Raw genomic sequence first — 22,686 nt, forward strand, 5'->3', positions numbered from 1 at the left:
GATACAGGATTTAGTAGGTCTTGTTATTAGTTGGTTGTTGGTTGTTGGTTGTTCCAAACAACAAATAACAAACAACAAACAACTATTAACTACTAACATTTAGCAATTTTTACTACACTTTTATCTTTGTCGTAGGTATTCGAGTATACCATTAGCTATTGCCTCTGCCATACGGTTTTGATATTCTGGATTTCCCAATCTGGGGTTATCCTCTTGACCGGTCATATAACCTGTTTCCACTAAGATTGAGGGCATAGAGCTTTTTCTGAGGACGAAAAATCTGGCTTTCCGTACGCCTCGGTCTTTAAGGGTAGGGATATTGCGGAGAATATTATTGTGAACTACTTGTGCGAAACGGTATCCGCTGTCGTAATAGTAAGTTTCCAAGCCATTCACATTTGGGCGTTTATCAACGGAATTTGCGTGAACGCTGACAAATAAAGTAGCATTTGTACGCTCGGCAATCTCTACTCTTCCCTGCAACTCTACGAAATAATCAGAATCCCGTGTTAGCACTGTTTGAATGCCATTCTGCTCTAAAACAGCAGCAATTCTCTTGCCAATAGGTAGAACAACATCCTTTTCTAACAATCCACCTATTCCTGGTGCACCGGAGTCTTTACCACCATGTCCGGGGTCAACTACTATTACCACTCGTCCTCTGGGCGCTGGACGTGGTGGCTGTGGCTGTGGCGCACTATCAGGATTATCTACCACAGATCCTGGTGATGGTTGAGGGTTAGGTTGTGGTAAGGGAGGTAAAACAGCACCAGGACGATTGCGTTGTAGTTCCACAGACACGAACTTGTCGCCAATTTGGTTAACTACCCCTATTTGCACTCCCGCAGCGGGTTGGACATAGACAACAACAGTACGAGGGTCTTGCTGTTGCAAGCGCACCCGCAGGATAGGACTGTTGGCATCCATGACTGGGCCTCTCACAGGTGTAGCCAATTTGGCATTGGGAACAGTAATGCGGAATAAACCAGAGGATCTATCCCAACCGCCACTTGCTGATAAATTGCGATCGCCTTTAATGATTAATAGCTTGCCAGTAGGACTAAGTTCCACAGCCTGAATTGTTGCCACTTCGTCGGTGGCGACGGGCGAAGGAATAGGACTCGGGCTAGGATTACTACCTAAACTGGGACGGTAACTATTATCTCTAGGTAATCTGACAGGACTACTATTAGGTAAAACTACTAAACCGCCAACAGCACTTGTGCTTGCCCGCCAATCAGGACTGTTTTTATTCACCTGCATCATCATCCTGACCGTGGGTGGTGTTGTACCTAATTCGGTGAATTGGATACTATTAACGCCATATCGATTGATACTTACATCTCGCTGTACTAAATTAGGTGACAAAGTTGCACCAGAGATATCAATGTTGATGGTGCTTTTGTCTTGACTGCGATTGACTTGAATCTGAGGGGTAGCACCATTAGTGCGAACAAAAAAACCATCGCCAGTGACTCTTACACTTTCTATTTGTGTTGTTCCAGTGCTAGCGCTGACTGTTGTTCCTTTATTCGCAACAATATTAGATGTATTCGCGGTAGTGTTAGAGGTATTTGTTGTTACTACACTATAAATATTTCGGGGAACAGTGGCGGCTGGCTGGAGTTGATTTCGAGGAACAGTGGTAGCTGGCTGGAGTTGATTGCGAGGAGCAGTGGCGGCTGGTTGGAGTTGATTTCGAGGAACAGTGGTAGCTGGCTGTAGTTGATTGCGAGGGGCAGTAGTGGCAGGTTGGAGTTGATTTCGAGGAGCAGTGGTGGCTGGTTGGAGTTGTGGTTGTGGTAATTGTACTTGCCAACGTTGAGCAGTTACCCCCTCAAATTTCACCTGCTGAGGGTCAAGGGTATAGCCAGGATTAAGTTCAACCACTACACGTGTGGTTTGTGGATTAAACTGTCCGATGCGGATTGAACGAATCGCACCACCGACTGACTGGACAAGCTGGGGACGCCCGAATTTAATACCTGGCAAATCAATGACCAACCGCGTCGGATTGAACATTAGTTGAGCGGTGGGTTGAACAGCACCATCAGTATTGATTTCTAACCGATTTTGATTGGCATCAAAACGCCAAGATTCCAAGTTCGCTGCATGTGCAGGCGAAGATAATAGGGAGGTACTTAAGACAATACCAGGTATCAACCAGTGCTGTAGTTTCACAATGTTTTCTCCTGATTCACATTCATACGAAAAGCGTTAATTTATCCAAGTGTTGGCTAATCCTCAAATTCTCACATCGTTACCACCCAAAATCTTAGCTTTTATTCCGATGTATCGGTTTGTACTTTATAAAGTGCTGCTTGATAAAGCCATAGCTAATGGCGTCAGACTTTAGCACGACTTTATAAATTGCGCTGTCGTAATAAGCAGGAAAAAATAGTCTGCTACTAGCAGCAGATTACACCAACAAAGTAATAACCAAAATTAACAACAGTAGTCAATTTTGGTCAATGATACGGTCGGTGATAAAGAATTTTTTATGTTGCGTAATTTCTGGGAATTGATGTATCGAAATGAGGGAAAGATTTACAAATAACACTGTGATAAGTGCTGAAAAAATAGCGCAGTTTCAGCAGAAATACGGTAAAGATAAAGTATTATGTTGATTTATCTTCGCTGGAGATATCGGAGGATACCACGAGCGATCGCTTCTGCCATTTGATTTTGGTAAGATGCACTTCGTAGCTTAGCGATATCTTGCCGACCACTCATATAACCAGTTTCCACTAAGATTGAGGGCATAGAACTTTTGCGGAGAACATAAAATCTGGCTCTTCGCACTCCCCGATCTCTGACATTCACACTTTGGAGAATGCTGCTGTGGACAATGCGAGCGAAACTGTAGCCTGTATCGTAATAATACGTTTCCAAACCATTCACATCCGGACGACCTGTACCCGCTGAATTAGCATGGATGCTGACAAATATATCAGCATTGGCACGTTCTGCTATTGCTACTCTTCCCGGAAGGGTAACGAAGTAGTCAGAACTCCGGGTTAATACCACTTGTACGCCATTCTTTTGTAATATCGCTGCGATCTTTTTGCCAATAGGTAATACGACATCCTTTTCTAACTTTCCTCCGATACCAACAGCCCCTGAGTCTCTGCCACCATGTCCGGGGTCAATCAAGACTACCACTCGCCCATTTGGAACACGGCGCGTTGGGGAAGGTTGGGGTTTATCTACAATAGGCCCTTCTGATAATGGTCGTGGGTTTGGTCGTGGTAGGGGGATTGTAACAATCGGAGGTCTAGATCTACCAGATGGCCCGGGTAACACAACCGGAGGTCTAAATCTACCAGATGAGCGTTGTCGCAATTCTAGTGACAAAAGCTCACCGCTGAGTTTGTTGAGTTGACCAATTTGTACTCCTGCTGCGGGTTGAACAAAAATAGCGACAGTACGGGGGTCTTGCTGTTGCAGGCGTACTCTGAGAATAGGACTGTTGGCATCGAAATCAGGCCCTTTAACATCAGAACCTAAGCGAGCGTTGGGAATAGTAATGCGGAACAGTGTAGAGGATCTATCCCAGCCAGCACTACCAGATAAAGGTCGATCGCCTTTGATAATTAGTTGCGTGCCATTGCCAGCCAATTCTACAGATTCAATTGTGGCTGGCGAATCAGTTTCAGAATTACGGGATGAAGAAAGCAAGGGTCTTGAACTGTTATCCCCACGTAATTGAGTTATTCTGCCATTGGTAGGCAACAGTACCAAACCATTCGCACTACTTACTGTCGGTCGCCAGTCAGGGGCATTTTTGTCCACCCGCATAGTCATGCGGACTGTGGGTGGTGTTTCATCCAATTTAGAGAATTGGATACTGTCAACACCGTAACGATTAATTGATAAATCGCGTTCCAAATCGGGTGATAAAGTCGCACCAGAGATATCCATGAAAATTCGAGTGCGATCGCTATTACGCCTTACCTTCACCTCTGGATTGCCACCATTCGTACGGATGAAAAATCCATCTCCCGTGACTCGCAAACCTTCAATTTGAGTCGTAGCTTCAGCAGTTTTGACTACCGTTTCTTTTGAACTAGATGTGGTAGAAGGTTTTGTTGTCACCACACTGTAAGTACTTCTGGTAGGTGAGGCAGCAACTTCTTCCCGTTTTGGCTTTGGTAATTGTACCCGCCAGCGATTAGCAGCTACCCCTTCAAATTTCACCTGCTGAGGATCGAGGGTATAACCTGGGCTGAGTTCAACCACTACGCGTGTAGTTTGTGGATCAAACTGTCCAATCCGGAGCGAGCGAATCGCACCACCGACTGACTGGACAAGCTGGGGACGCCCGAATTTAATACCTGGCAAATCAATGACCAACCGTGTCGGATTGAACACTAGTTGGGCAGTCGGTTGAACAGCACCATCAGTATTGATTTCTAACCGATTTTGATCGGCATCAAAACGCCAAGATTGTAGGTTCGCTGCATGTGCAGGCGACGATAATAGGGAGATACCCAAGACAGTACCAGGTACTAACCAGTGTAGTTTCACAGTGCTTTCTCCTGAGTCGCATTCATGAGAGCGGTCAATCTGTTATGTAAAAGCGTTGGTCAATCCTCAGGCAGTCACCGTCAACTTTTAGCTTCGATGAGTCAATTACTTTATTCGGTCGCTGGTGTCGCAGTTCACTTTTATTTTTAGATGTATGGTTTTGCGTCCAGATAAAGTCACGGTTGATGGCGTAGAATTTTAGCATAAACTTTACTCTTTTCTATGCCTTTTTGCCAGGGAAATTTAGTCTGCAAAGCATCAGATTAAACCAACAAAGAAATAACTAAAATTAACAATAGCAGTCAATGCTAGCAACATACACTTGCGTTGCCAAAAGATTTTTTGAGTTTTTTGATTGTTGGCAATCAATGCACCTGGTTAAAAAATCAGCTTTTCTTAACTGACAAGACAAAAATTGCAGGTCATACTTTTTAATTACTTCAAAAAAGCACAACAGACCAATGTAAGGAAATATTACAGTAAAAGACACCGGGAGAAGCTCCGCAATGCAGTGGCTCCTCTTCTTTATTTTCAAGACAGTCAGCCATATGATTTCATCACATAACAAAGTGTGAAAATCTTTTTCACTTCTAAGTTCTGCATTATTTTTAAGACCAGAAAGTAATTACATCAGCAATATTAATAGTAGTTAAGAAAAACTCCTTCAAAGGTACAATCACAGGCGACGGACAGTAGGAGACATAAGTTTCCTATGCTAATCTTAAAGTCCTAAATATTGTCAGAACTAAATAATGATTGAAGTACAGACGCTCAACAGTGCGCCTGTACACAAAAATTTTACTTACCCTCCTGAGAATTGGAATTACCTTTGAGATTCTCATTATCATTTGATGTCGACATCATCGCACCAGATGATTTTATTGCCACAGGAGCCCCAGAAGAGCCATCTAAAATCAGTTCATTGGAATCTCCTGCTGCCATTTGTGGTTGCGGAAATACGAACCGCAGCAAGGGAGGGGCTAAAAAGGTTGTGAGGATGACCATCATGATAATTGCCGCCTCCAATGGTTTGGAAAGAATGCCAGTACTGGCACCAATACCAAGAAATACCAATCCGACTTCGCCCCGAGGAATCATTCCCACGCCAATTGCCAAACGATTGATTTGGGGTTGACCAAAAACGCTTAAGCCAGTCACAACTTTACCCAGGATAGCTACCAAGATGAGGAAACTGGCCATAGCAAGACCTTCGCGGTTGCTAGGAATCGCTGGGTTTAAAACTCCCAAGTCAGTTTGTGCCCCGACAGTCACGAAAAAAATTGGCACTAGCATATCAGCAATCGGGATGATTTGCTTTTGCAGTTCTTTGCGCTTATCTGTTTCCTCCAGAACCAAACCTGCTGCAAAAGCTCCCAAAATCGCTTCTAACTGAATAACGGCGGCAATATATGCCATCACAAAAGTGAAAATGAATGCTGGTATGATCAGTTCACCGCGCGTTTTGAGTTGATCGACGATCGCCACAAAAGTTTTGTTGAAAACATTACCTAGGGCGATCGCACCCAAAAGAAAAGTACTGGCGCTAATAATCAAATAAACAACCTTGCCAACATCGACTGCACCATCTTTAGCAAGACTGGCCACTACTGCTAAGACAATAATCCCCAGTACATCGTCAATAACGGCTGCACCAAGAATAATTTGCCCCTCTTTGGAATTCAAACGCCCCAATTCTGACAAAACTTTGGAAGTAATACCAATACTAGTGGCAGTCAGCGCTGCCCCAGCAAAAATCGCCGGAACTGCTGGGATTCCAAACAAAATCATCAAACCTGCCGTGCCAGCAGTAAAGGGTACAACAACACCCACTACCGCTACAACTGTGGCTTGAATACCCACTGCCATCAAGTCTTTTAAGTTTGACTCCAAACCAATTTCAAACAGCAGGATGATTACACCCAATTCTGCCAAAACAGAAATAACCTCTGACTGGGCCACAAACACACTGTCTGCGGCATCAGGACTTAAACCAGCAGTGGTTTTGAGAAACGAGATGATTAGAGAATTAGAACTATCTGCCCCTCCTTCAGGAAATACCAACAGATGTAGGACAGATATACCTACAACCACACCGCCTACGAGTTCACCTAAGACAGGCGGCAAACCGAAGCGGTTGGATAATTCTCCACCGAGTTTACTGGCAAAGTAAATAACTACCAAACTCAGCAGTACTGCTGCTACTACCAGCGAACTATCTGCTGTTTCACCTGTCGTTGCCAATAGGGGTAACGAGAAGTTGATTGTGCCTAAAAACTGCATTGACTGTGTGGAAATCATTCTTTCTAATTTACAAGCTGTCGAGCTTCAGCTTTTGTTATTTGTCCTTTGTCATTTGTTCTTTGTCATCTGTCAAAAGCTATTAACTAATCGACGAGTGTGTATCCAAGCTTCCCCGCAGGGTAACATTCGAGCAATAGCTTATTGCTAAAATGCCAGGACTACCTACAAAATGCTTCACCCCTACTACCTGATAATTGTAGGAGCTGCTGCCAATGCGACTCTGACACTGGGACTACAGATAGTCTAGGGAGACGCAGCAAATCAAAATTTTCAAAGCTACTGTCCTGCTTGATTTGAGCTAGGGTAACGGGTTGAGGCACTCTTTGTATTGCCTTTACATCCACAACAACTCTTTTGGCATTATCCAATTTTGGATCGGGGTAAGGTTGGCTCGTTATCTCTGCTACACCCATAACTTGCCGCTCCTTGCCAGTGTGATAAATTAACGCCAAATCCCCTACTGTCATCATACGTAGATGCTTGAGAGCTAGGGCGTTGCTTACTCCATTCCAAACTGTACTGCCATCCCGTTCTAAATCGGAGTAGGAATACTCTTCCGGCTCAGTTTTCAGCAGCCAATACGCCATGAAACTATCTCCCAAAGTCTGAGTGTCGTTTTTTAAGTTTCTAAAAATGTAACCGTCTTAGAATAGCGATTATTACGTGTGAAAGTAAAAACAAATAATTGTTGATGGTTGATAGTTGATTGTTGGTAGGGGCGCAAGGCATTATGCCCATACAGTGGTTAGTTTTTCCATAGACGCGCCAGCGGTGAGCAGCGCGTCTACGGTGCAGGTACAACAAACAACAAACAACTACCAACAAATCATTATTTTTCTGAGGAGTGAAAGTTAAATGAATAAAGCTGCCTTGTTGGGTTCTCAGCTATTTGCTGGGAACTTGTGGAAGACCGTATCTTTAGCCATGCTGGTATGTGTGACTTTTGCCCAGCCTGTTCTAGCACAAGAGAAAGAGAGGATGTTCAGAACTCTCACAGTGACTGGTCGCGGGGTGGAAACAATTCCTGCTACCTTAGCTCAAGTTGTTTTGGGTGTAGAAGTTCAGGCTAAAACTGCACAAGAGGCACAGCAAGAAGCTGCACGCAGGTCATCAGCTGTAGTGACACTGCTTAAGAGCCGTAATGTGGAGAAATTGCAGACTACTGGTATTACTCTCAATCCAGTGTATAGCTATAAGGATAATGTGCAGCGCTTGACAGGCTATGCTGCTACCAACACCGTCAGTTTCCGTATTGCTACTGATAAAGCTGGTACGTTATTGGATGAAGCCGTGAAAGCAGGTGCGACGCAGATTAATAGTATTAGTTTTGTCGCTACTGATGAAGCGATCGCCCAAGCTCAAAAACAAGCATTCAAAGAAGCTACTCAAGAAGCTCAGCAACAAGCTGATGCGGTTTTTAGCGCCTTGGGTTTCCAGCGTAAAGAGATAGTTAGCATTCAAATCGATGGAGCAAATGCGCCACCACCACCGCCACGTCCGATGCTTCGTACGGAGGCTGCCAAGGTAGCGGATGCTGCTACTCCTGTAGAAGGCGGTGAACAGCAAGTAGAAGCATCGGTGACGTTGCAAATTAGTTATTAGTTAGTGGTTAGTGGTTAGTGGTTAGTGGGTAATAAGGAATAGGGAATAGGTAATGGGAAAGAAAAATAATAATCACCAATCACCAAGTAGCAATTAGTAACTACTAACTACTAACTACTAACTACTAACTACTAACTACTAACTAATTAAAAATTTTCAGGGTTAGTATCCATCATCTCTGCCTCTGCATCTCGTTTGGAACCCAATAAATCTAATTGGTCTACTCTGATGACTGGTGTAGAACGGAGTGCACCTGTGCTGCGATCGTTCCAAGTGTCAAATTTCAAGGAACCTTTAACTCCGATCAGACTTCCTTTACGTACAAACCGACCAGCCACCTCTGCTGTATTTCCCCATAGTTCTAAGTTAAACCAGTCAGGTTCATCACTATTGCGCGATCGCCTTCTGACCGCCAGTGTTAATTTACACTTGACACTACCACTGTCCTCGAAATATTTCATATCTGGGTCGCCGCCTACACGACCGACTAGGGTGACAATATTAATACTCATGTGTGTTACCTTCCAGTACAGGCGTACTCATTTAATCGTGACTCCCATCATAGCGAATTCTCTGCCTGTAGAATAGAGTGTTAAATAATTAACAATTATAAATACTGATGCGAATGATAAAAATTACTCTGTTATAAATACAAAAGTATACGGATATGCTCCCGTAGTTAGAGAATATAAAAAAGTAAAAGCCACAGACAGGCAAAAGATTCCGAAAAGTTATAAAAAGATAACCTAGTTTACTGGACTCAGGTCAAAAAAAGTAATAGAATCCTGCACGATTCTGTCTTAGGGTAGTAGTCAAAAATATCAAAATAGGGGGCAACAAGACGCGTGGGTCTTTTCAGTAAGTTTTCCTTATCGCGAGATATGGGTATCGATCTCGGTACCGCAAATACCCTCGTGTATGTATCAGGTAAAGGTATAGTTCTCCAAGAACCGTCAGTAGTTGCCATTGACCAAAATGAAAAGGTAGCACTGGCAGTGGGAGAAGATGCTAAAAAAATGCTCGGTCGAACACCTGGAAACGTGATTGCCCTCCGTCCCTTGCGCGATGGTGTAATCGCCGATTTCGACACAGCCGAGCTGATGCTCAAAAGCTTTATTCAGCGGGTAAATGAGGGCAAGTCACTAGTGTTACCCCGGATAGTCATTGGTATTCCCAGTGGTGTAACAGGGGTAGAAAGACGAGCTGTGATGGATGCTGCCACGCAGGCAGGTGCTAGAGAAGTCTACTTAATTGATGAGCCTGTGGCCGCTGCCATCGGGGCAGGATTACCTGTAGCCGAACCAACTGGCAATATGATCATCGATATTGGCGGCGGCACAACAGAAGTAGCAGTACTGAGTCTTCAAGGTACAGTACTAAGCGAATCAGTACGCATTGCTGGGGATGAACTCACGGAATCAATAATGCAGTACATGAAGAAAGTTCATAACCTGGTAATCGGGGAACGTACTGCTGAGGATATCAAGATTCGCATTGGTTCTGCCTATCCGACTCACGATGATGATGATGCCATGATGGAAGTCCGGGGTTTACACCTACTCTCCGGTTTACCGCGAACTGTAACCATCAAAGGGCCAGAAATTCGTGAAAGTATGTCGGAACCGCTATCAGTAATCATCGAAGCTGTAAAGCGGACTCTGGAGCGCACACCTCCAGAACTAGCGGCAGATATTATTGATCGGGGCATTATGCTAGCCGGTGGTGGTGCTTTGCTGAAAGGACTCGATACGTTAATTAGTCATGAAACGGGGATTGTGACGCATGTTGCTGCTGACCCTCTCAGTTGCGTGGTTTTGGGTACAGGTCGTGTGTTAGAAAATTTCAAGCAGCTAGAACGAGTGTTCAGCGGGCGTTCTCGAAATATGTAGCTAAAAGAAGTAATTTTTAGATATTGGTTTTGTTAAAAAAACAATATTGACGATAGTTATACGGCTAAATAAAGGTATATATGTTTACATTACGTCGCTGGTGGGAGCATAAAGGGTTACAAATTGGGCTGCTTTCTCTATTAGTTGTTAGCGCTTGGGTAGTTAGACAAACTCAAGGAACACTGTTACTAGAGCTTTATCAGGGAATTACCAGCCAATTTCAGATTGTGCAGCCAGGCCCTACGTCAGAGGAACGCTTGCGGGATGCTCGGGTATTAGAATTAGAGACCCAGATAGTAGAATTAGAAAACCAAAATAAAAAGCTAAAACAGTTACTGAGTTACGTTGAAAAAGAGCCTTTGTCTTCTCGTCCAATACCAGCACGGGTAGTGGGGCGTAGTGCCGATAACTGGTGGCAACAAGTGATCCTCAATCGCGGTAGTCAGGCGGGGATTCAGGAAGGCTTTGTAGTCAAGGCTGAAGGTGGATTGGTAGGTCTGGTAGAAAATGTAACTCCTAACACTAGCCGTGTATTGTTAATCAGCAACCTAAAAAGCAAAGTCGGTGTAAATATCAGCCGTACGGGAGCTAAAGGGGTTCTACGGGGCGATGCTTCGGCAGAAGGGGTGCTAGAGTTTTATGAAAAAGTCCCCAATGTTAAACCTGGAGATGTAGTTGTTACATCTACCTACAGTCAAAAGTTTCCGTCTGGGTTAGCAGTGGGACGAATTAAATCTTTAGATTTAAAGAAACTTCCAGCTTCTGTGGCGAAAGTCGAACTGTTTCCGCCAATTCGCTCTTTGGATTGGGTAACTGTGTATCCCAAGCCAGAAAACCAGCCGATGGAAAATCCCCTATCGGCAAGTCAACAGTCGCAGAAATAAAGAATATGAAAATTCCTGCGTTTCGGGGTGGCAGGCAAAATAAGCCAAAATCGCGATCGCGAAAATCCATATTTCACATCAACCCCATTTCGCGTTGGCATCCCCACCTCCGACTCATAATCAATTGGATTGTGATTTTTGGGTCTGCAATCCTATGCTTGCTGATGCTGCCTACCCGCCTTCCTGGTATGGAATTATTGGGAATTGGCCCTAACTGGTTGTTAATTTGGGTGGTAGCTTGGAGTGTGAAGCGTACACCTTTACAAGGTGCATTGGCTGGTATGGTTTTGGGGTTACTTCAAGATGCGATCGCATTACCCGATCCTACTCATGCCTTAAGTTTGGGAGCAGTAGGGTTTCTCACAGCTTTACTTCAGAAACAGCGTTTTATCCAAGAAGATTTTATCTCGATCGCTCTGATTGTCTTTGGAATGGCGGTTCTGGCAGAAACTATTTTTGCCTCACAATTGACATTGATGGGCGATCGCAATATAACAGACATCTGGGCTTATTACCAGAAGGTCGCTCTTGCTTCTGCGATCGTTAGTAGCCTCTGGGCACCAGTGGTTTATTTTCCTTTAAATCGTTGGTGGCAGCGACTAAAATTAGCAGAGCAGCAATCTTAAACAAATTTTCAAAGTTTCCAATCGCGGAGTGTGGATAGCCTGGATTACAACCCAGGCAAGGAGTGAAGAGTGAGGGTAGCTTGGGTTTAATCTCGAGACATAGCCCTCACTCCTAATTTTTTTCTGGAATTTTGGCAACCTCTGGCAAGATGGATTAAAGCTAGAGTTAAGGGATTAGAAGCTAAGGGTTAGTAGTTAGTGGGAGCGGGTATTGCTGATTATCTTTCGGTTAAAATCAACTATTTATCTTTTAAAACCGCCCGTACAGTGGTAAATAACCAACAATTCCCTAATCCCCAGTTCCTCTATTTCATAAAATTATGGATAATTCTCCAGTGGTTGCCCAAACAAATGCATCCCCGCCAAATAACAATAGGGAAAATGCACTTATAGTAAGTTCGGTGATTAAATCGGATTCATACACCCACGAACAGGTAGGAACTGACTTTGATCGGGTAATGATGCAGCGATGTTTGGAACTTGCCCGTCGCGCTTTGGGACGCACTTCTCCTAATCCGTTGGTTGGGGCGGTGGTTGTCAAAGATGGAGAAATTATCGGGGAAGGCTTTCATCCTCGTGCAGGTGAGCCGCACGCAGAAGTTTTTGCCCTCAAAGCAGCAGGTGAGAACGCTCGTGGGGCAACTATTTATGTCAGTCTAGAACCTTGCAATCACCACGGACGCACTCCTCCTTGTTCGGAAGCATTGATTGCTGCTGGGGTGAAAAAGGTAGTGGTGGGTATGGTTGACCCTAATCCACTAGTAGCAGGTGGTGGTATTGCTCGGTTACGCACAGCTGGGATAGAAGTAGTGGTGGGAGTGGAGGAAGAAGCCTGTCGGAAATTGAATGAAGGCTTTATCCATCGCATCCTCTACAAACGACCCTTGGGAATTTTGAAATACGCCATGACTTTAGATGGCAAAATTGCTACCACTACTGGTCACAGTACTTGGATAACCAATCAAGAAGCCCGCAGCATAGTCCATCAAATGCGGGCTGCTTGCGATGCTATCATTGTCGGTGGAAATACGGTGAGATTTGATAATCCACGTTTAACCAGCCGTCAGCAGGGAGCGCATAATCCCCTGCGGGTGGTGATGAGTCGCAGTCTTAACTTGCCGGAACAAGCTAACTTGTGGCAAACAAAAGAAGCTCCTACTCTAGTGTTGACAGAAGTAGGAGCTAACCCTGCTTTTAAGGAACTGTTGCTTCAAGGGGGGGTAGAAGTAATAGAATTGTCACCACTGACGCCAGAACGAGTGATGGCTTATTTATACGAGCGAGGTTTTTGTAGCGTGCTGTGGGAGTGTGGTGGGACTTTGGCAGCTAGTGCGATCGCTCAAGGAGCAGTGCAAAAAGTCCTGGCGTTTATTGCTCCAAAAATCATTGGTGGTAGTCATGCTCCAACACCTGTCGGTGACTTAGGTTTTACCACCATGACCGAAGCATTATCCTTAGAACGTGTAGAGGTGCGTGTGGTAGGAGCAGATTGTTTAATAGAAGGCTATTTGCCACAGAAGAGTCATTAGTCCTTTGTCATTTGTCATTTGTCATTTGTCCTTAGTTTTTACCAATGACCCTTACGGGTACTCTGCGAGAAGCCCTACTCTGCGAGAAGCCCTTCGGGTTCGCCAGTCCCCCATCGTGACGGAGACCGCCAAGACGGGGGCTGGTCTCACCGCGCTGCGCGCGTCTACGGAGTCGCTCATGGGGGGAACCCCCTTTGGAGCGCGCTGCTCACCGCCCTGCGGGCGTCTACGCCAGTCGTACCTTGCACCGAAGCCGCGCTGCGCGCGTCTACATGGGCGAGACCCCCTTTGGAGCGCGCTGGCTCACCAATGACCAATGACCAATGACCAATGACCAATGACTAAGATATTTAGATTTTGTTGTCATGAATACTGACGTTCATTAGCTAGATCGCGGATGAGGGATAGACGGGATTTAACGTAGTCACACAGGAAATCGGTTTCTTGGCAATCTAGCAAAGCTTGTGTTGTGGTTTGTTTTACCAACCACTGTACTAAGCTAGCATCGTCTAATTGCAACAGCGTCTTTGTTTGGGTGGCTTCAATTATTGACCAAAGCTGACGCATAATCCTGGGAGTCATTAGACCTCCATTTCTTGATAATGTCAGTTGTTTTCAGGATACACAATTTGATTTGAAGCTTCCGGTATTAACGTACAAGCTGACACAAGTGTTATTACAAACTTAATATTTTGATTCATATCTTGATGAAGATTAAGAAAGGTGATATCAAACAGAGCTTTTCACAGAAATTAACTTTATTTAAGCTTGAAAGTGTATTCAATTATTCATGTCATTTTTTAAGTAGAAAGACTCAATTAAATAAAAGCTCGTAGTCAGGGCTTGAGCCGCTTAAAACCCTTGCCCAGAGAGATAAATCACTCATTACAAACTATATTTAATTACGTCCACCTACTTATCAACCAACAATGTCAAGCAACTATAAATTATTAATTATTAATATTAACTCCACCCTTGCATTTCCACTAATTCTATACACAATTCATTGATTTGCTCTAAGTCAGGTTTGTCAGGCAGAATTGATTCTTCATAAAATTTTTCCATTTCAACCATCAAATCCTCTGCCATTTTCATCACCTGCTCATAAGAATAATCACCTCTGAGTATCGCTTTTAAATCATCAGCATCTCCAGCGATATTTCTGTTTACAATCAATTCTCCTAACTGTAATATTTCTAAGCCACTACGTAGTAACCTAATACAATGCATCCCATGCTTGAGGTCAAAACCTGATTTTCGTTCCATTTCTGCCCGAGCAGGATTTCTATTCTCTTGCCATGATAAATAAGCTTTCCATTCTCTTAAAGCATTTTGATAGCTTTGACTTTTCTGCAATAGGCGAATAAAATCCTTACGGCTATTGGTTAAGTTTTGAGTATATTCTAGAGTTTTATCGGGCAATGTATATTGTTTCAGCACAGCTTTAAAATCAATATCTGCTGTTAGCAACTGATATAGTTGCTCTGCTTCTTCTAAAAATTCAATTTTGCCTTTAATTAAGTTATAAAGATACTCCAAAAAAGCGTTCAATTCTTCTTTAGTAAGCGGTGGTTCATCTTCTACACCAAAATCAGATGGTGCTGGTTTTTTTGTCGGTGGATTTAATAACCACTTACGATGAGTTTCCATCTTTTTGATTTGTGCAAAAGCATAACCAGAGTAAGTATGCTTGACTTTCTTAGATAAAAAGAGCTTTCTATGGTTAATTAAGTGCTGTCCTACTGACGTTAATACCGGATATTCATTTAACCACAGCAATTCTAAAACATTGGGATTTGCTCCAGCTAACAACTGGATAATTTTTCTTAATTCGTATATTACTGTATCTTTATTTCCATCTATAAATGAAAATATTCCTGGCTCATCCCAACCAGTATCTTTTTGTTCAATCCGATCAAAACCCAAGTAATATCTTTTAGGAGCGATAAACACTCCCCGATAGTCATAGTCAGAATCTGGGCGGTTTAAACCATAGCCGTGACTACCTGCTAAACCAATCAAAATAGTTCTTGCCTCAACTTCTATTCTTTTCATATTTTTGTCGAGATGTCAGCAGGAATTAATGTTATGTATTGTACTAGTTTCTATAAGTAGATTTCATTATATATGACTTTTTTATACTCTACATCCAATGTGAATTCATATTCAGTCGGTAATAGGGAATAAAACTATAGGAATCCGGTTTGATGATTGAAAAAATCTAAGTACACGTAGGGTGTGCGATCGGCGAGAGTACGGCACCAAAAACATAGAATGGTGCGTTACGCCAAAGGCTAACGCAACGGCAATAAAGGGGGAGGAAAATCCACACCCCTTTTTGCCTCCCCTACGTATCTTTTCAAAAATCAAATACTAGTCCTATACCAATTACATCTTCCCCTATAAAAATAATTTTAGTAATTACTTTTTTAGCTATTTATACTTAGTCTGCCTGCTCCGTAATTTCCCGCACTTTTACATAAAATTCATTGAATACACGTAAGTAAGAAATGCCATCATGTTTTATACATAAACTTATATTTAGTAATGCAAACTTTTTATAGCAAATCATACAGATTATAGGTAGATTTCAGGAAATGATTGCCATACTTGAGAGTGAAAAATCAATCCCAATTAGGAAGGCTCTTTTATAATCAACTGGTGGCTATGACAACCTTAAAATCTTGTGTTTCATCTTGTCGGTACTGTCGCCATTACACACCTGTAGGACAACGTGGAGGCACGTGTAATCTATTAAATGTAGCAGTCAAATCTGGGTGGAAAGCTTGCTCTTTATCCATCCCATCTTTTGCACCTTCTTGGGAACACATAGACAGCATTCACAGCATTAACTCGAAACACTAACAATTGCTATCCAAAAAATCATTTGTGACCAACAATTAATTTTCTGTATTCACATTTTGCACGCCTATGCAATAGTCGAGAGCCTCTGGCTCTTATTAAGAATGGTGCAAAATCTCAGCATAGCCAGTGCAAATCCTCACATCACAGCTTGTCTTTTTGCTAGATTAAAGTGCATTGGGTAATTTAGTTGACTCAATCGGATTTAATCTAGTATAATTTTAGATTGTCTGTCTATTTTCCAGCTCGGATCAGGTAGACATACTACAAAAGCTGGTAAACAGAATTTCAAGAACGCGATCGCTCGCGTTTTTTTAAAGGACAAAGCCAGCTACCTGTACGGCAACTGACTAAGGACAATTACATGACTTACGCAATCATTGAAACTGGCGGCAAGCAATTACGAGTTGAACCAGGCCGCTTTTATGATATCGAACTGCTTTCTGCCCAACCGGATGAAAAAGTTACTATAGAATCAGTGCTATTAGTACAACACAACGGTGAAGTTACAATTGGACAGCCGTTAGTGTCAGGCGCAAAAGTAGAAGGAACGGTGATGCGGCATTTCCGGGGTCGCAAAGTCATCGTGTACAAAATGAAACCGAAAAAGAAAACCCGGAAAAAGCGGGGACATCGCCAGGAAATCACCAGGCTAATGATTGACTCCATTAGCCTGAATGGTTCTGTGCTGGCTTCAGAAGCTGAAACCGCCCCGACAGCTGATGAAACCGCTGAAGCACCAGCACAAACAGCTGCTGAATAATAGAGATAGTAGTTAGTAGTTAGTGGTTAGTGGTGAGCCAGCGCGCTCCAAAGGGGGTTCCCCCCATGTAGACGCCCGCAGGGCGGCTTCGGTGCAGGGTACGACTGGCGAACCCGAAGGGTTAGTTGGTTACTACTAACTACTATCTACTAACCACTAACCAATTCCCATTATCAAGAGGAGAAAATCATGGCTCATAAGAAAGGAACAGGTAGTACACGCAACGGTCGTGATTCTAACGCTCAGCGTCTGGGTGTCAAGCGCTACGGTGGTCAAGTTGTCCGTGCAGGCAATATTCTTGTGCGTCAGCGCGGTACTAAATTTCACCCCGGTAATAACGTCGGTATTGGTAGCGATGACACTTTGTTCGCCTTAGTTGACGGCGTAGTAACTTTTGAACGCAAGGGCAAAACCCGCAAAAAAGTCAGCGTTTATCCAGCTGTTACTGAATCTGCTGTTGCGTCTTAATCCCCAGAGTATAGTGGTGGGCAATGCCCACCTTAGCTTGAAATAGGTGAAAGAAGGGTAAAGAAAAGCTAGGATAAATTCTGATGCGTTCGGTGTCTGTTGTAATTGATGATAACCCTTTTAAGATACTGTTATATAGTCTGACACTACCTTTGCTGCTAATGCACCTAAACCTAAACCTGTTAGAGAGAATATGTTTGTAATCCAAAAGGTCAGCCCTTCTTTAAATCCTGCTGCTTGAAAGTCTATCTTCACCAAAATGACCGCAGCAGTAATCACCAAAATATCCAGAAACTGACGGAACCAGGCAAGAATAAGAAAAAATAAAAAAGCCCCTAAGACTGCAACACCGAAAGACCTAACATTTGATGCAAAGAAGCTAATCGAATAATCAGCCATCTTTGACCAAGGAATAGTCAAGCCTCCTACAAAAACTAAAATGGCAAGGACAACTAACACCCATACATAAGGCTGAATATTTGCGTTATATAATACCCAACCTAAGGTAGTATAGGTAGACAGCAGCAGCAACAGAGAAAGCCAGGGAAGTCTCTTCAAAATTAACATGGGTTGTTATTCTCAGCAGCGAGTTAAGTTTTTATTCCAAAACTATACAGACGCAACTAAGTAGTTAAGCGTAAATATTAATGTATTTTTTGTAGCCACTGCTAGTGGTTAAGCTAATGTACCTCTAAGTTACATAATCCGAAGACGCGGTAACGCAAAGACAGCAAGACGCAAGACGCAGGGATACAGATTGAACGATTGTTAGCTTATTACTTTAATCTTCTTATTTGTTTTTACTGCAATCAATAGGCGATTATGCTTCCCAAGAGCCTTTTGTGCAAGTTGACAGAAATTTTTAGCAAAAAGTAAATTACATATATTCTTAAACATTTGTAAACTGTTAGCAGTTACGTAGCCGCGTGTCACATCTTGATTAAGGAAATATCATGAAACAACTTGTTATCGCTGAGCGCGTGTGCCTCACTGGTCATATTATATCGATGGTGTTTGGACTGGTAGGAATATTACTGGTAGTTCCCCACCCCGAAATAATTTTGAACTTAGCCGATATAGGACAAACAGCCATGCAATGGAGTATGGCTGGAGGTGGCGTGGTTTATATGATTTTGGGTGCGGCAGCTGTTTCTTTGTATGCTTATCGAATCTTAGGGTTACGTTTGTGGCTGTCATTTATGCTGCCCTCGGTGTTTATTTCTTTAAGCAGTGAATTATTGGGAACCAGCACTGGCTTTCCTTTTGGTCACTACAGCTACTTAAGTGGTTTGGGTTATAAAATTGCGGGTTTAGTACCGTTTACCATTCCCTTGTCGTGGTTTTATGTAGGATGCGTGTCTTACTTGCTGGCGCGTGCTGGTTTGGAAGTAGATAAAAAACCCAGCCTGCTGCGTCATGTCGGTGCGATAGGTTTGGGTGCTTTGTTGCTTACTTCTTGGGATTTTGTACTTGATCCAGCGATGAGCCAAACTTCTCTACCCTTCTGGTATTGGCAACAACCGGGAGCTTTTTTTGGGATGCCTTATCAAAACTTTGCTGGGTGGATTGGTACTGGTTCGGTGTTTATGACGGTGGCTGCACTGTTGTGGCGGAGTACACCAATTAAATTAGAGCGATCGCAACTTAATCTACCCTTAATTGTTTACTTAAGCAACTTTGCCTTTGCCACAGTCATGAGCTTGGCGGCTGGATTCCCCATTCCTGTATTATTAGGGATGTTCTTAGGCGTGACTCCGGCCGTGGTACTGTGGTGGAAAGCTCAAACTACATCTACATCAGCTGTAGAAGCTGCAACCAAGGAAGTGCAAGTAGCTCCGGTAAAAGTTGCTCTCAAGTAAATCAAAATTCTACTAGACACGACGGCAGTTGCTACAACAGGGGGGTTTAGAATCCCTGCACAGTAGCGTTGGGGAAAAAGATCCCCAACGCACTGGTTCTGCAACGCCCTGCCTTATTTATCACATCTTACATACCTTTTGCGTTAGCCCAATATTTTTGCAGTGACAAGCTGGTTGATAATAGCAAGCGCCTTTTCGCTTTTTTTACTACTTATACAAGTGCCCGCAACAGCAATTTTGCTGTCGCGCCTCCTCAAAGGCCCCCTACGCCATCCTCCCGTTACACCCGAAAACCCGACACCAGAACTACTCGGTAATGTCAGTATAGTTGTTCCTACCCTTAATGAGGCTCTACGCATTAGTTCCCTGTTGGCTGGCTTAAGTCGCCAAAGCTACGAAGTCCGAGAAATTATCGTTGTAGATAGCAATTCCCAAGATGGCACTCGCGATTTGGTCAAAGCAGCGCAAAAACAAGACCCCCGCTTTCGTCTAGTTACCGATGATCCTTTACCCTCTACTTGGGTAGGGCGTCCTTGGGCATTGCATAACGGCTTTTTGCATTCCTCAGAAGCAAGTGAGTGGTTTTTGGGTATGGATGCTGATACCCAACCATCACCCGGTTTAGTTGCGGGTTTGATAAAGACAGCCACAGCTGAGGGATATGATTTAGTTTCCCTTTCGCCTCAGTTCATCCTCAAATATCCAGGAGAGTGCTGGTTGCAACCAGCGCTGTTAATGACGCTGCTTTACCGTTTTGACCCTGCTGGTATAAATACAGATCGGTCAGAAAGGGTAATGGCGAATGGACAATGCTTTTTATGCCGCCGTTCCGTTCTCGCTGCTGTAAGTGGTTATACTAGTGCTAAAAGTTCTTTTTGCGACGACGTTACCTTGGCTCGGCATATAGCCGCTTCTGGGTTTAGGGTAGGCTTTTTAGATGGGGCGAAAGTGCTAAAGGTGCGGATGTATGAAGGGGCGATAGAGACGTGGAAAGAATGGGGACGAAGTCTCGACTTGAAAGATGCTTCTTCCCGCGCCCAATTATGGGGTGATTTGTGGCTACTCACTTCAGTTCAGGGTCTACCCCTCCCCATCGTACTCATTTTTTTGTTACTCTCCCCCCCTCTCCCCCTCTCCCCCTCTCCCCCTCTCTTCCTATTGGGGCTAAATACATTTCTGCTGATAGTTCGCTTTGCTATGCTTTTGGCGATCGCACCCTGTTACGATCGCACCCAGACTAGAGGCGGTTGGTTGTTTTGGCTTTCCCCGTTGGCTGATCCTTTGGCGGTAATGCGAATCTTCTTATCTGCATTCCGCACTCCACGACAGTGGCGGGGAAGAAATTATGAATTATGAAACTTTTGATCGTTCATAATTTATTCGTCATTTTCATCTTTAATGCGATCGCCGCGTTCCAGTTCCCAAAGAATTTGATTACCTTCTCGTCTGACTCGCGAAACGATCCAGTTACGCCAGCGCCATTGATCTCCGCGACTAGTAACGGCGCTGGCGTGGACATCCATCAAGTCTGCCAATTCTGAACTGGTGATTAAGTAGCCTTTTTCGGCTATTTCGTCAGCGATCCGTAGGGTTTCCACTAAGTTGTGGAGTTGTACCACCCTCATTTCGCGTGGTAATTCCTCATGGGAGAGGGTAGTTGAGTGATTCGATGTATCCATCATAGTTATCTCTGATGCAAGAGCACTGATATCTTGTGTATTTTTGTTAATTATCGTCGATTCGTGGTTACAATCAGATACGCTTGCTACCACAGCTTCAGTTGATGTTCGTAAAAATGCATCAAATGGATTAATGCCGGAAACTTGTCTCAGTGATGGGGTTTTACCATCGGCAAAGGCACGAGCGATCGCATCACAGCGTTCGTTTCCTTCATTACCTGCATGACCCCGGACGTGTTGCCATTTTATCTGACTGCTATTGAGTTGATCGAGTTCCTCTAATAAGTCTTGATTGAGGACGGGATTACCATCTGCTTTTTTCCAGCCTTTTCGTTTCCAGGTTTTTACCCATTTGGTAACGCAGTTGATCAGATACTCGCTATCAGTGTAGAGAGTGATAGGTTCGGTTTGTCCGGATGCTTTGAGAAATTGTAAAGCAGCGATCGCGGCTTGCATCTCCATTTTGTTATTGGTAGTTTTGGGGGAAGCATCGCCTATTTCATGAATGGAACCATCGCTGAAGTAGACGACAACACCCCAACCCCCAGGGCCTGGGTTGCCGGTGCAAGCACCATCAGTGTATATACTTTGAATTGTGCGTTGATATGACATGGTTAAGATTTTAACCGCAGAGAACGCAAAGAACGCAGAGAAAAAAAAGAGTTTAGCGGCGGAAAATACGGAGAATAATTAAGGTTAGCATAATTGCAATTACACCTATGCCTAAACTCAAAAAGAAGGCTTGGGTTTGTAAGTCAGAGGGTTTTTGGTGTTTGCAGGAATCTCAGCTTTGTAGAGGGTTGGGGAGAAGTTCCAAATAAATGCTGAAAAAGCCTTTTTAGCCACTGCCAAAGTCATCTGAGCATCTACCACTGTTTTGTATCGTGGTTATGCTTGTATTTTATCGATTTTATTGAGGTGACAGTGTTTGTAGGCCGTAATGATTACCCTTCAGCTGTAATAATCAATTGTCTGTTCAATAAATTTTTGCCAATTTGCATCGGGAGTCCAGATTTCATATAAATCTTTCTTAGCTTCTATATCACTGATACCTTCACACAAACGGCGATAAAGATACATGAAAGCAGAAACTCTCTTATTTGCCACACAATGTACAAATACTCTTTTATTGGTGTTTGTCTCCATAACTTGAAAAAAGTCTTTGAGATTCTCCAATGTGGGTTTTTCCCAAACTACAGGAATGTTGACATATTCCATACCTTGAGATTCGACAATTTGTTTTTCATTAGGTAAGGCGTTGGGAGATTCTGGTAATGCCAAATTCACAATTACTTGATATCCAGCTTCTTTGATAAGTGCAAATTCTTCTTTAGTTGGTTGTCCTGATGTGGCGATTGAATTTGAGATTTGCAGGAAGTTGTAGATATTTTCCATACAGTTATGGGACATTGGATTGCAGGAGCGATTGATGATTGTTTGACGAATAAAGCCTTAGTTTTTAATTTCATTAAGACAAAAATTTTGGATGAGCAATCGCATCATGTCTGTTTACAAACCTGTAATTAGGATTGATACACCAGATAGGTTGAAGTGGAAACGCAGAGAAGGACGGACATGATGTAAAATTTACGCTTGCCATTGCACGAATACACAGGTTGAACCCCAAAAGTGTCTCTTTACAAGTATATTAACGATCAAATATTAGTTTTGACTGAGGTACAAAGCCCCACAATCGT

Annotated in this window: 20 protein-coding genes; 9 read left to right on the forward strand and 11 right to left on the reverse strand. The window is 43.4% G+C overall.

The genetic code is table 11. The features are described 5' to 3' along the window. Nucleotides 1-120: 120 nt before the first annotated feature. The 5 genes from FIS9605_RS0125320 to FIS9605_RS0125340 form a co-directional block, all read right to left on the reverse strand. Entirely contained in the window at nt 121-2,181 is a 2,061-nt protein-coding gene (locus FIS9605_RS0125320; protein ID WP_026735079.1) for an N-acetylmuramoyl-L-alanine amidase, read from the reverse strand. 447 nt (nt 2,182-2,628) lie between these two features. Continuing rightward, nucleotides 2,629-4,527: an N-acetylmuramoyl-L-alanine amidase gene (locus FIS9605_RS0125325; protein ID WP_026735080.1), complete on the reverse strand. Its 1,899-nt coding sequence runs from the start codon at nt 4,525-4,527 to the stop codon at nt 2,629-2,631. Nucleotides 4,528-4,561: 34 nt separating this feature from the next. Continuing rightward, the gene (locus tag FIS9605_RS43080; RefSeq protein WP_155960535.1) at nt 4,562-4,732 is read right to left on the reverse strand and encodes a hypothetical protein; all 171 of its coding nucleotides are present in this window, start codon (nt 4,730-4,732) and stop codon (nt 4,562-4,564) included. 593 nt (nt 4,733-5,325) lie between these two features. Continuing rightward, nucleotides 5,326-6,825 (reverse strand): cation:proton antiporter, encoded by a 1,500-nt coding sequence (locus tag FIS9605_RS0125335; protein ID WP_026735081.1) that lies wholly within the window; start codon nt 6,823-6,825, stop codon nt 5,326-5,328. A gap of 161 nt (nt 6,826-6,986) precedes the next feature. After that, on the reverse strand, nt 6,987-7,415 hold the full coding sequence (locus FIS9605_RS0125340) for an EVE domain-containing protein (RefSeq protein WP_026735082.1): 429 nt from the start codon (nt 7,413-7,415) through the stop codon (nt 6,987-6,989). Between the two features lie 268 nt (nt 7,416-7,683). On the opposite strand from FIS9605_RS0125340, the gene FIS9605_RS0125345 reads away from it, so the two are divergent. Continuing rightward, nucleotides 7,684-8,430 (forward strand): SIMPL domain-containing protein, encoded by a 747-nt coding sequence (locus FIS9605_RS0125345; protein WP_026735083.1) that lies wholly within the window; start codon nt 7,684-7,686, stop codon nt 8,428-8,430. A 146-nt stretch (nt 8,431-8,576) separates the two neighbouring features. Here FIS9605_RS0125345 and FIS9605_RS0125350 read toward each other — a convergent pair whose 3' ends face one another. Then, nucleotides 8,577-8,942 carry a single-stranded DNA-binding protein gene (locus FIS9605_RS0125350; protein ID WP_026735084.1) on the reverse strand — a complete coding sequence of 122 codons (366 nt, stop codon included), beginning with the start codon at nt 8,940-8,942 and terminating at the stop codon, nt 8,577-8,579. Between the two features lie 369 nt (nt 8,943-9,311). On the opposite strand from FIS9605_RS0125350, the gene FIS9605_RS0125355 reads away from it, so the two are divergent. The 4 genes from FIS9605_RS0125355 to ribD all read left to right on the forward strand — a co-directional run bounded on the left by FIS9605_RS0125355 (nt 9,312) and on the right by ribD (nt 13,358). After that, a complete protein-coding gene (locus FIS9605_RS0125355) occupies nt 9,312-10,319 on the forward strand; it encodes a rod shape-determining protein (RefSeq protein WP_026735085.1) in 1,008 nt (335 codons plus the stop codon). 80 nt (nt 10,320-10,399) lie between these two features. Next, nucleotides 10,400-11,203, forward strand: a complete 804-nt coding sequence (gene mreC / locus FIS9605_RS0125360) for a rod shape-determining protein MreC (protein ID WP_026735086.1) — start codon at nt 10,400-10,402, stop codon at nt 11,201-11,203. 5 nt (nt 11,204-11,208) lie between these two features. Continuing rightward, a complete protein-coding gene (gene mreD / locus FIS9605_RS0125365; protein ID WP_026735087.1) occupies nt 11,209-11,829 on the forward strand; it encodes a rod shape-determining protein MreD in 621 nt (206 codons plus the stop codon). A gap of 320 nt (nt 11,830-12,149) precedes the next feature. Next, entirely contained in the window at nt 12,150-13,358 is a 1,209-nt protein-coding gene (gene ribD, locus FIS9605_RS0125370) for a bifunctional diaminohydroxyphosphoribosylaminopyrimidine deaminase/5-amino-6-(5-phosphoribosylamino)uracil reductase RibD (RefSeq protein WP_026735088.1), read from the forward strand. Between the two features lie 363 nt (nt 13,359-13,721). Here ribD and FIS9605_RS0125375 read toward each other — a convergent pair whose 3' ends face one another. After that, nucleotides 13,722-13,940: a hypothetical protein gene (locus tag FIS9605_RS0125375; RefSeq protein WP_026735089.1), complete on the reverse strand. Its 219-nt coding sequence runs from the start codon at nt 13,938-13,940 to the stop codon at nt 13,722-13,724. Nucleotides 13,941-14,321: 381 nt separating this feature from the next. Continuing rightward, entirely contained in the window at nt 14,322-15,413 is a 1,092-nt protein-coding gene (locus FIS9605_RS0125380) for a nucleotidyltransferase domain-containing protein (RefSeq protein WP_026735090.1), read from the reverse strand. A gap of 1,171 nt (nt 15,414-16,584) precedes the next feature. Here FIS9605_RS0125380 and rplU point away from each other — a divergent pair. Together rplU and rpmA are read left to right on the forward strand one after the other, a co-directional pair. Then, nucleotides 16,585-16,983, forward strand: a complete 399-nt coding sequence (gene rplU, locus FIS9605_RS0125385) for a 50S ribosomal protein L21 (RefSeq protein ID WP_026735091.1) — start codon at nt 16,585-16,587, stop codon at nt 16,981-16,983. Nucleotides 16,984-17,172: 189 nt separating this feature from the next. Next, nucleotides 17,173-17,451 carry a 50S ribosomal protein L27 gene (gene rpmA, locus FIS9605_RS0125390; protein WP_026735092.1) on the forward strand — a complete coding sequence of 93 codons (279 nt, stop codon included), beginning with the start codon at nt 17,173-17,175 and terminating at the stop codon, nt 17,449-17,451. A gap of 120 nt (nt 17,452-17,571) precedes the next feature. On the opposite strand, the gene FIS9605_RS0125395 is transcribed toward rpmA, so the two are convergent. Continuing rightward, entirely contained in the window at nt 17,572-18,018 is a 447-nt protein-coding gene (locus FIS9605_RS0125395; protein ID WP_026735093.1) for a hypothetical protein, read from the reverse strand. Between the two features lie 386 nt (nt 18,019-18,404). On the opposite strand from FIS9605_RS0125395, the gene cruF reads away from it, so the two are divergent. Together cruF and cruG are read left to right on the forward strand one after the other, a co-directional pair. After that, entirely contained in the window at nt 18,405-19,310 is a 906-nt protein-coding gene (cruF, locus tag FIS9605_RS0125400; RefSeq protein ID WP_026735094.1) for a gamma-carotene 1'-hydroxylase CruF, read from the forward strand. A 162-nt stretch (nt 19,311-19,472) separates the two neighbouring features. After that, nucleotides 19,473-20,666, forward strand: a complete 1,194-nt coding sequence (cruG, locus tag FIS9605_RS0125405; RefSeq protein WP_026735095.1) for a 2'-O-glycosyltransferase CruG — start codon at nt 19,473-19,475, stop codon at nt 20,664-20,666. A gap of 20 nt (nt 20,667-20,686) precedes the next feature. Here the strand turns inward: cruG and rnhA are convergent, their stop codons facing one another. Together rnhA and FIS9605_RS0125425 are read right to left on the reverse strand one after the other, a co-directional pair. Continuing rightward, entirely contained in the window at nt 20,687-21,601 is a 915-nt protein-coding gene (gene rnhA, locus FIS9605_RS0125410) for a ribonuclease HI (protein ID WP_026735096.1), read from the reverse strand. Between the two features lie 339 nt (nt 21,602-21,940). Continuing rightward, nucleotides 21,941-22,384, reverse strand: coding sequence for a protein tyrosine phosphatase family protein (locus FIS9605_RS0125425; RefSeq protein WP_035140229.1), 444 nt, complete (start codon nt 22,382-22,384; stop codon nt 21,941-21,943). Between the last annotated feature and the right edge of the window lie 302 nt (nt 22,385-22,686).

This window comes from Fischerella sp. PCC 9605 (assembly GCF_000517105.1).
Lineage (GTDB): Bacteria > Cyanobacteriota > Cyanobacteriia > Cyanobacteriales > Nostocaceae > PCC9605.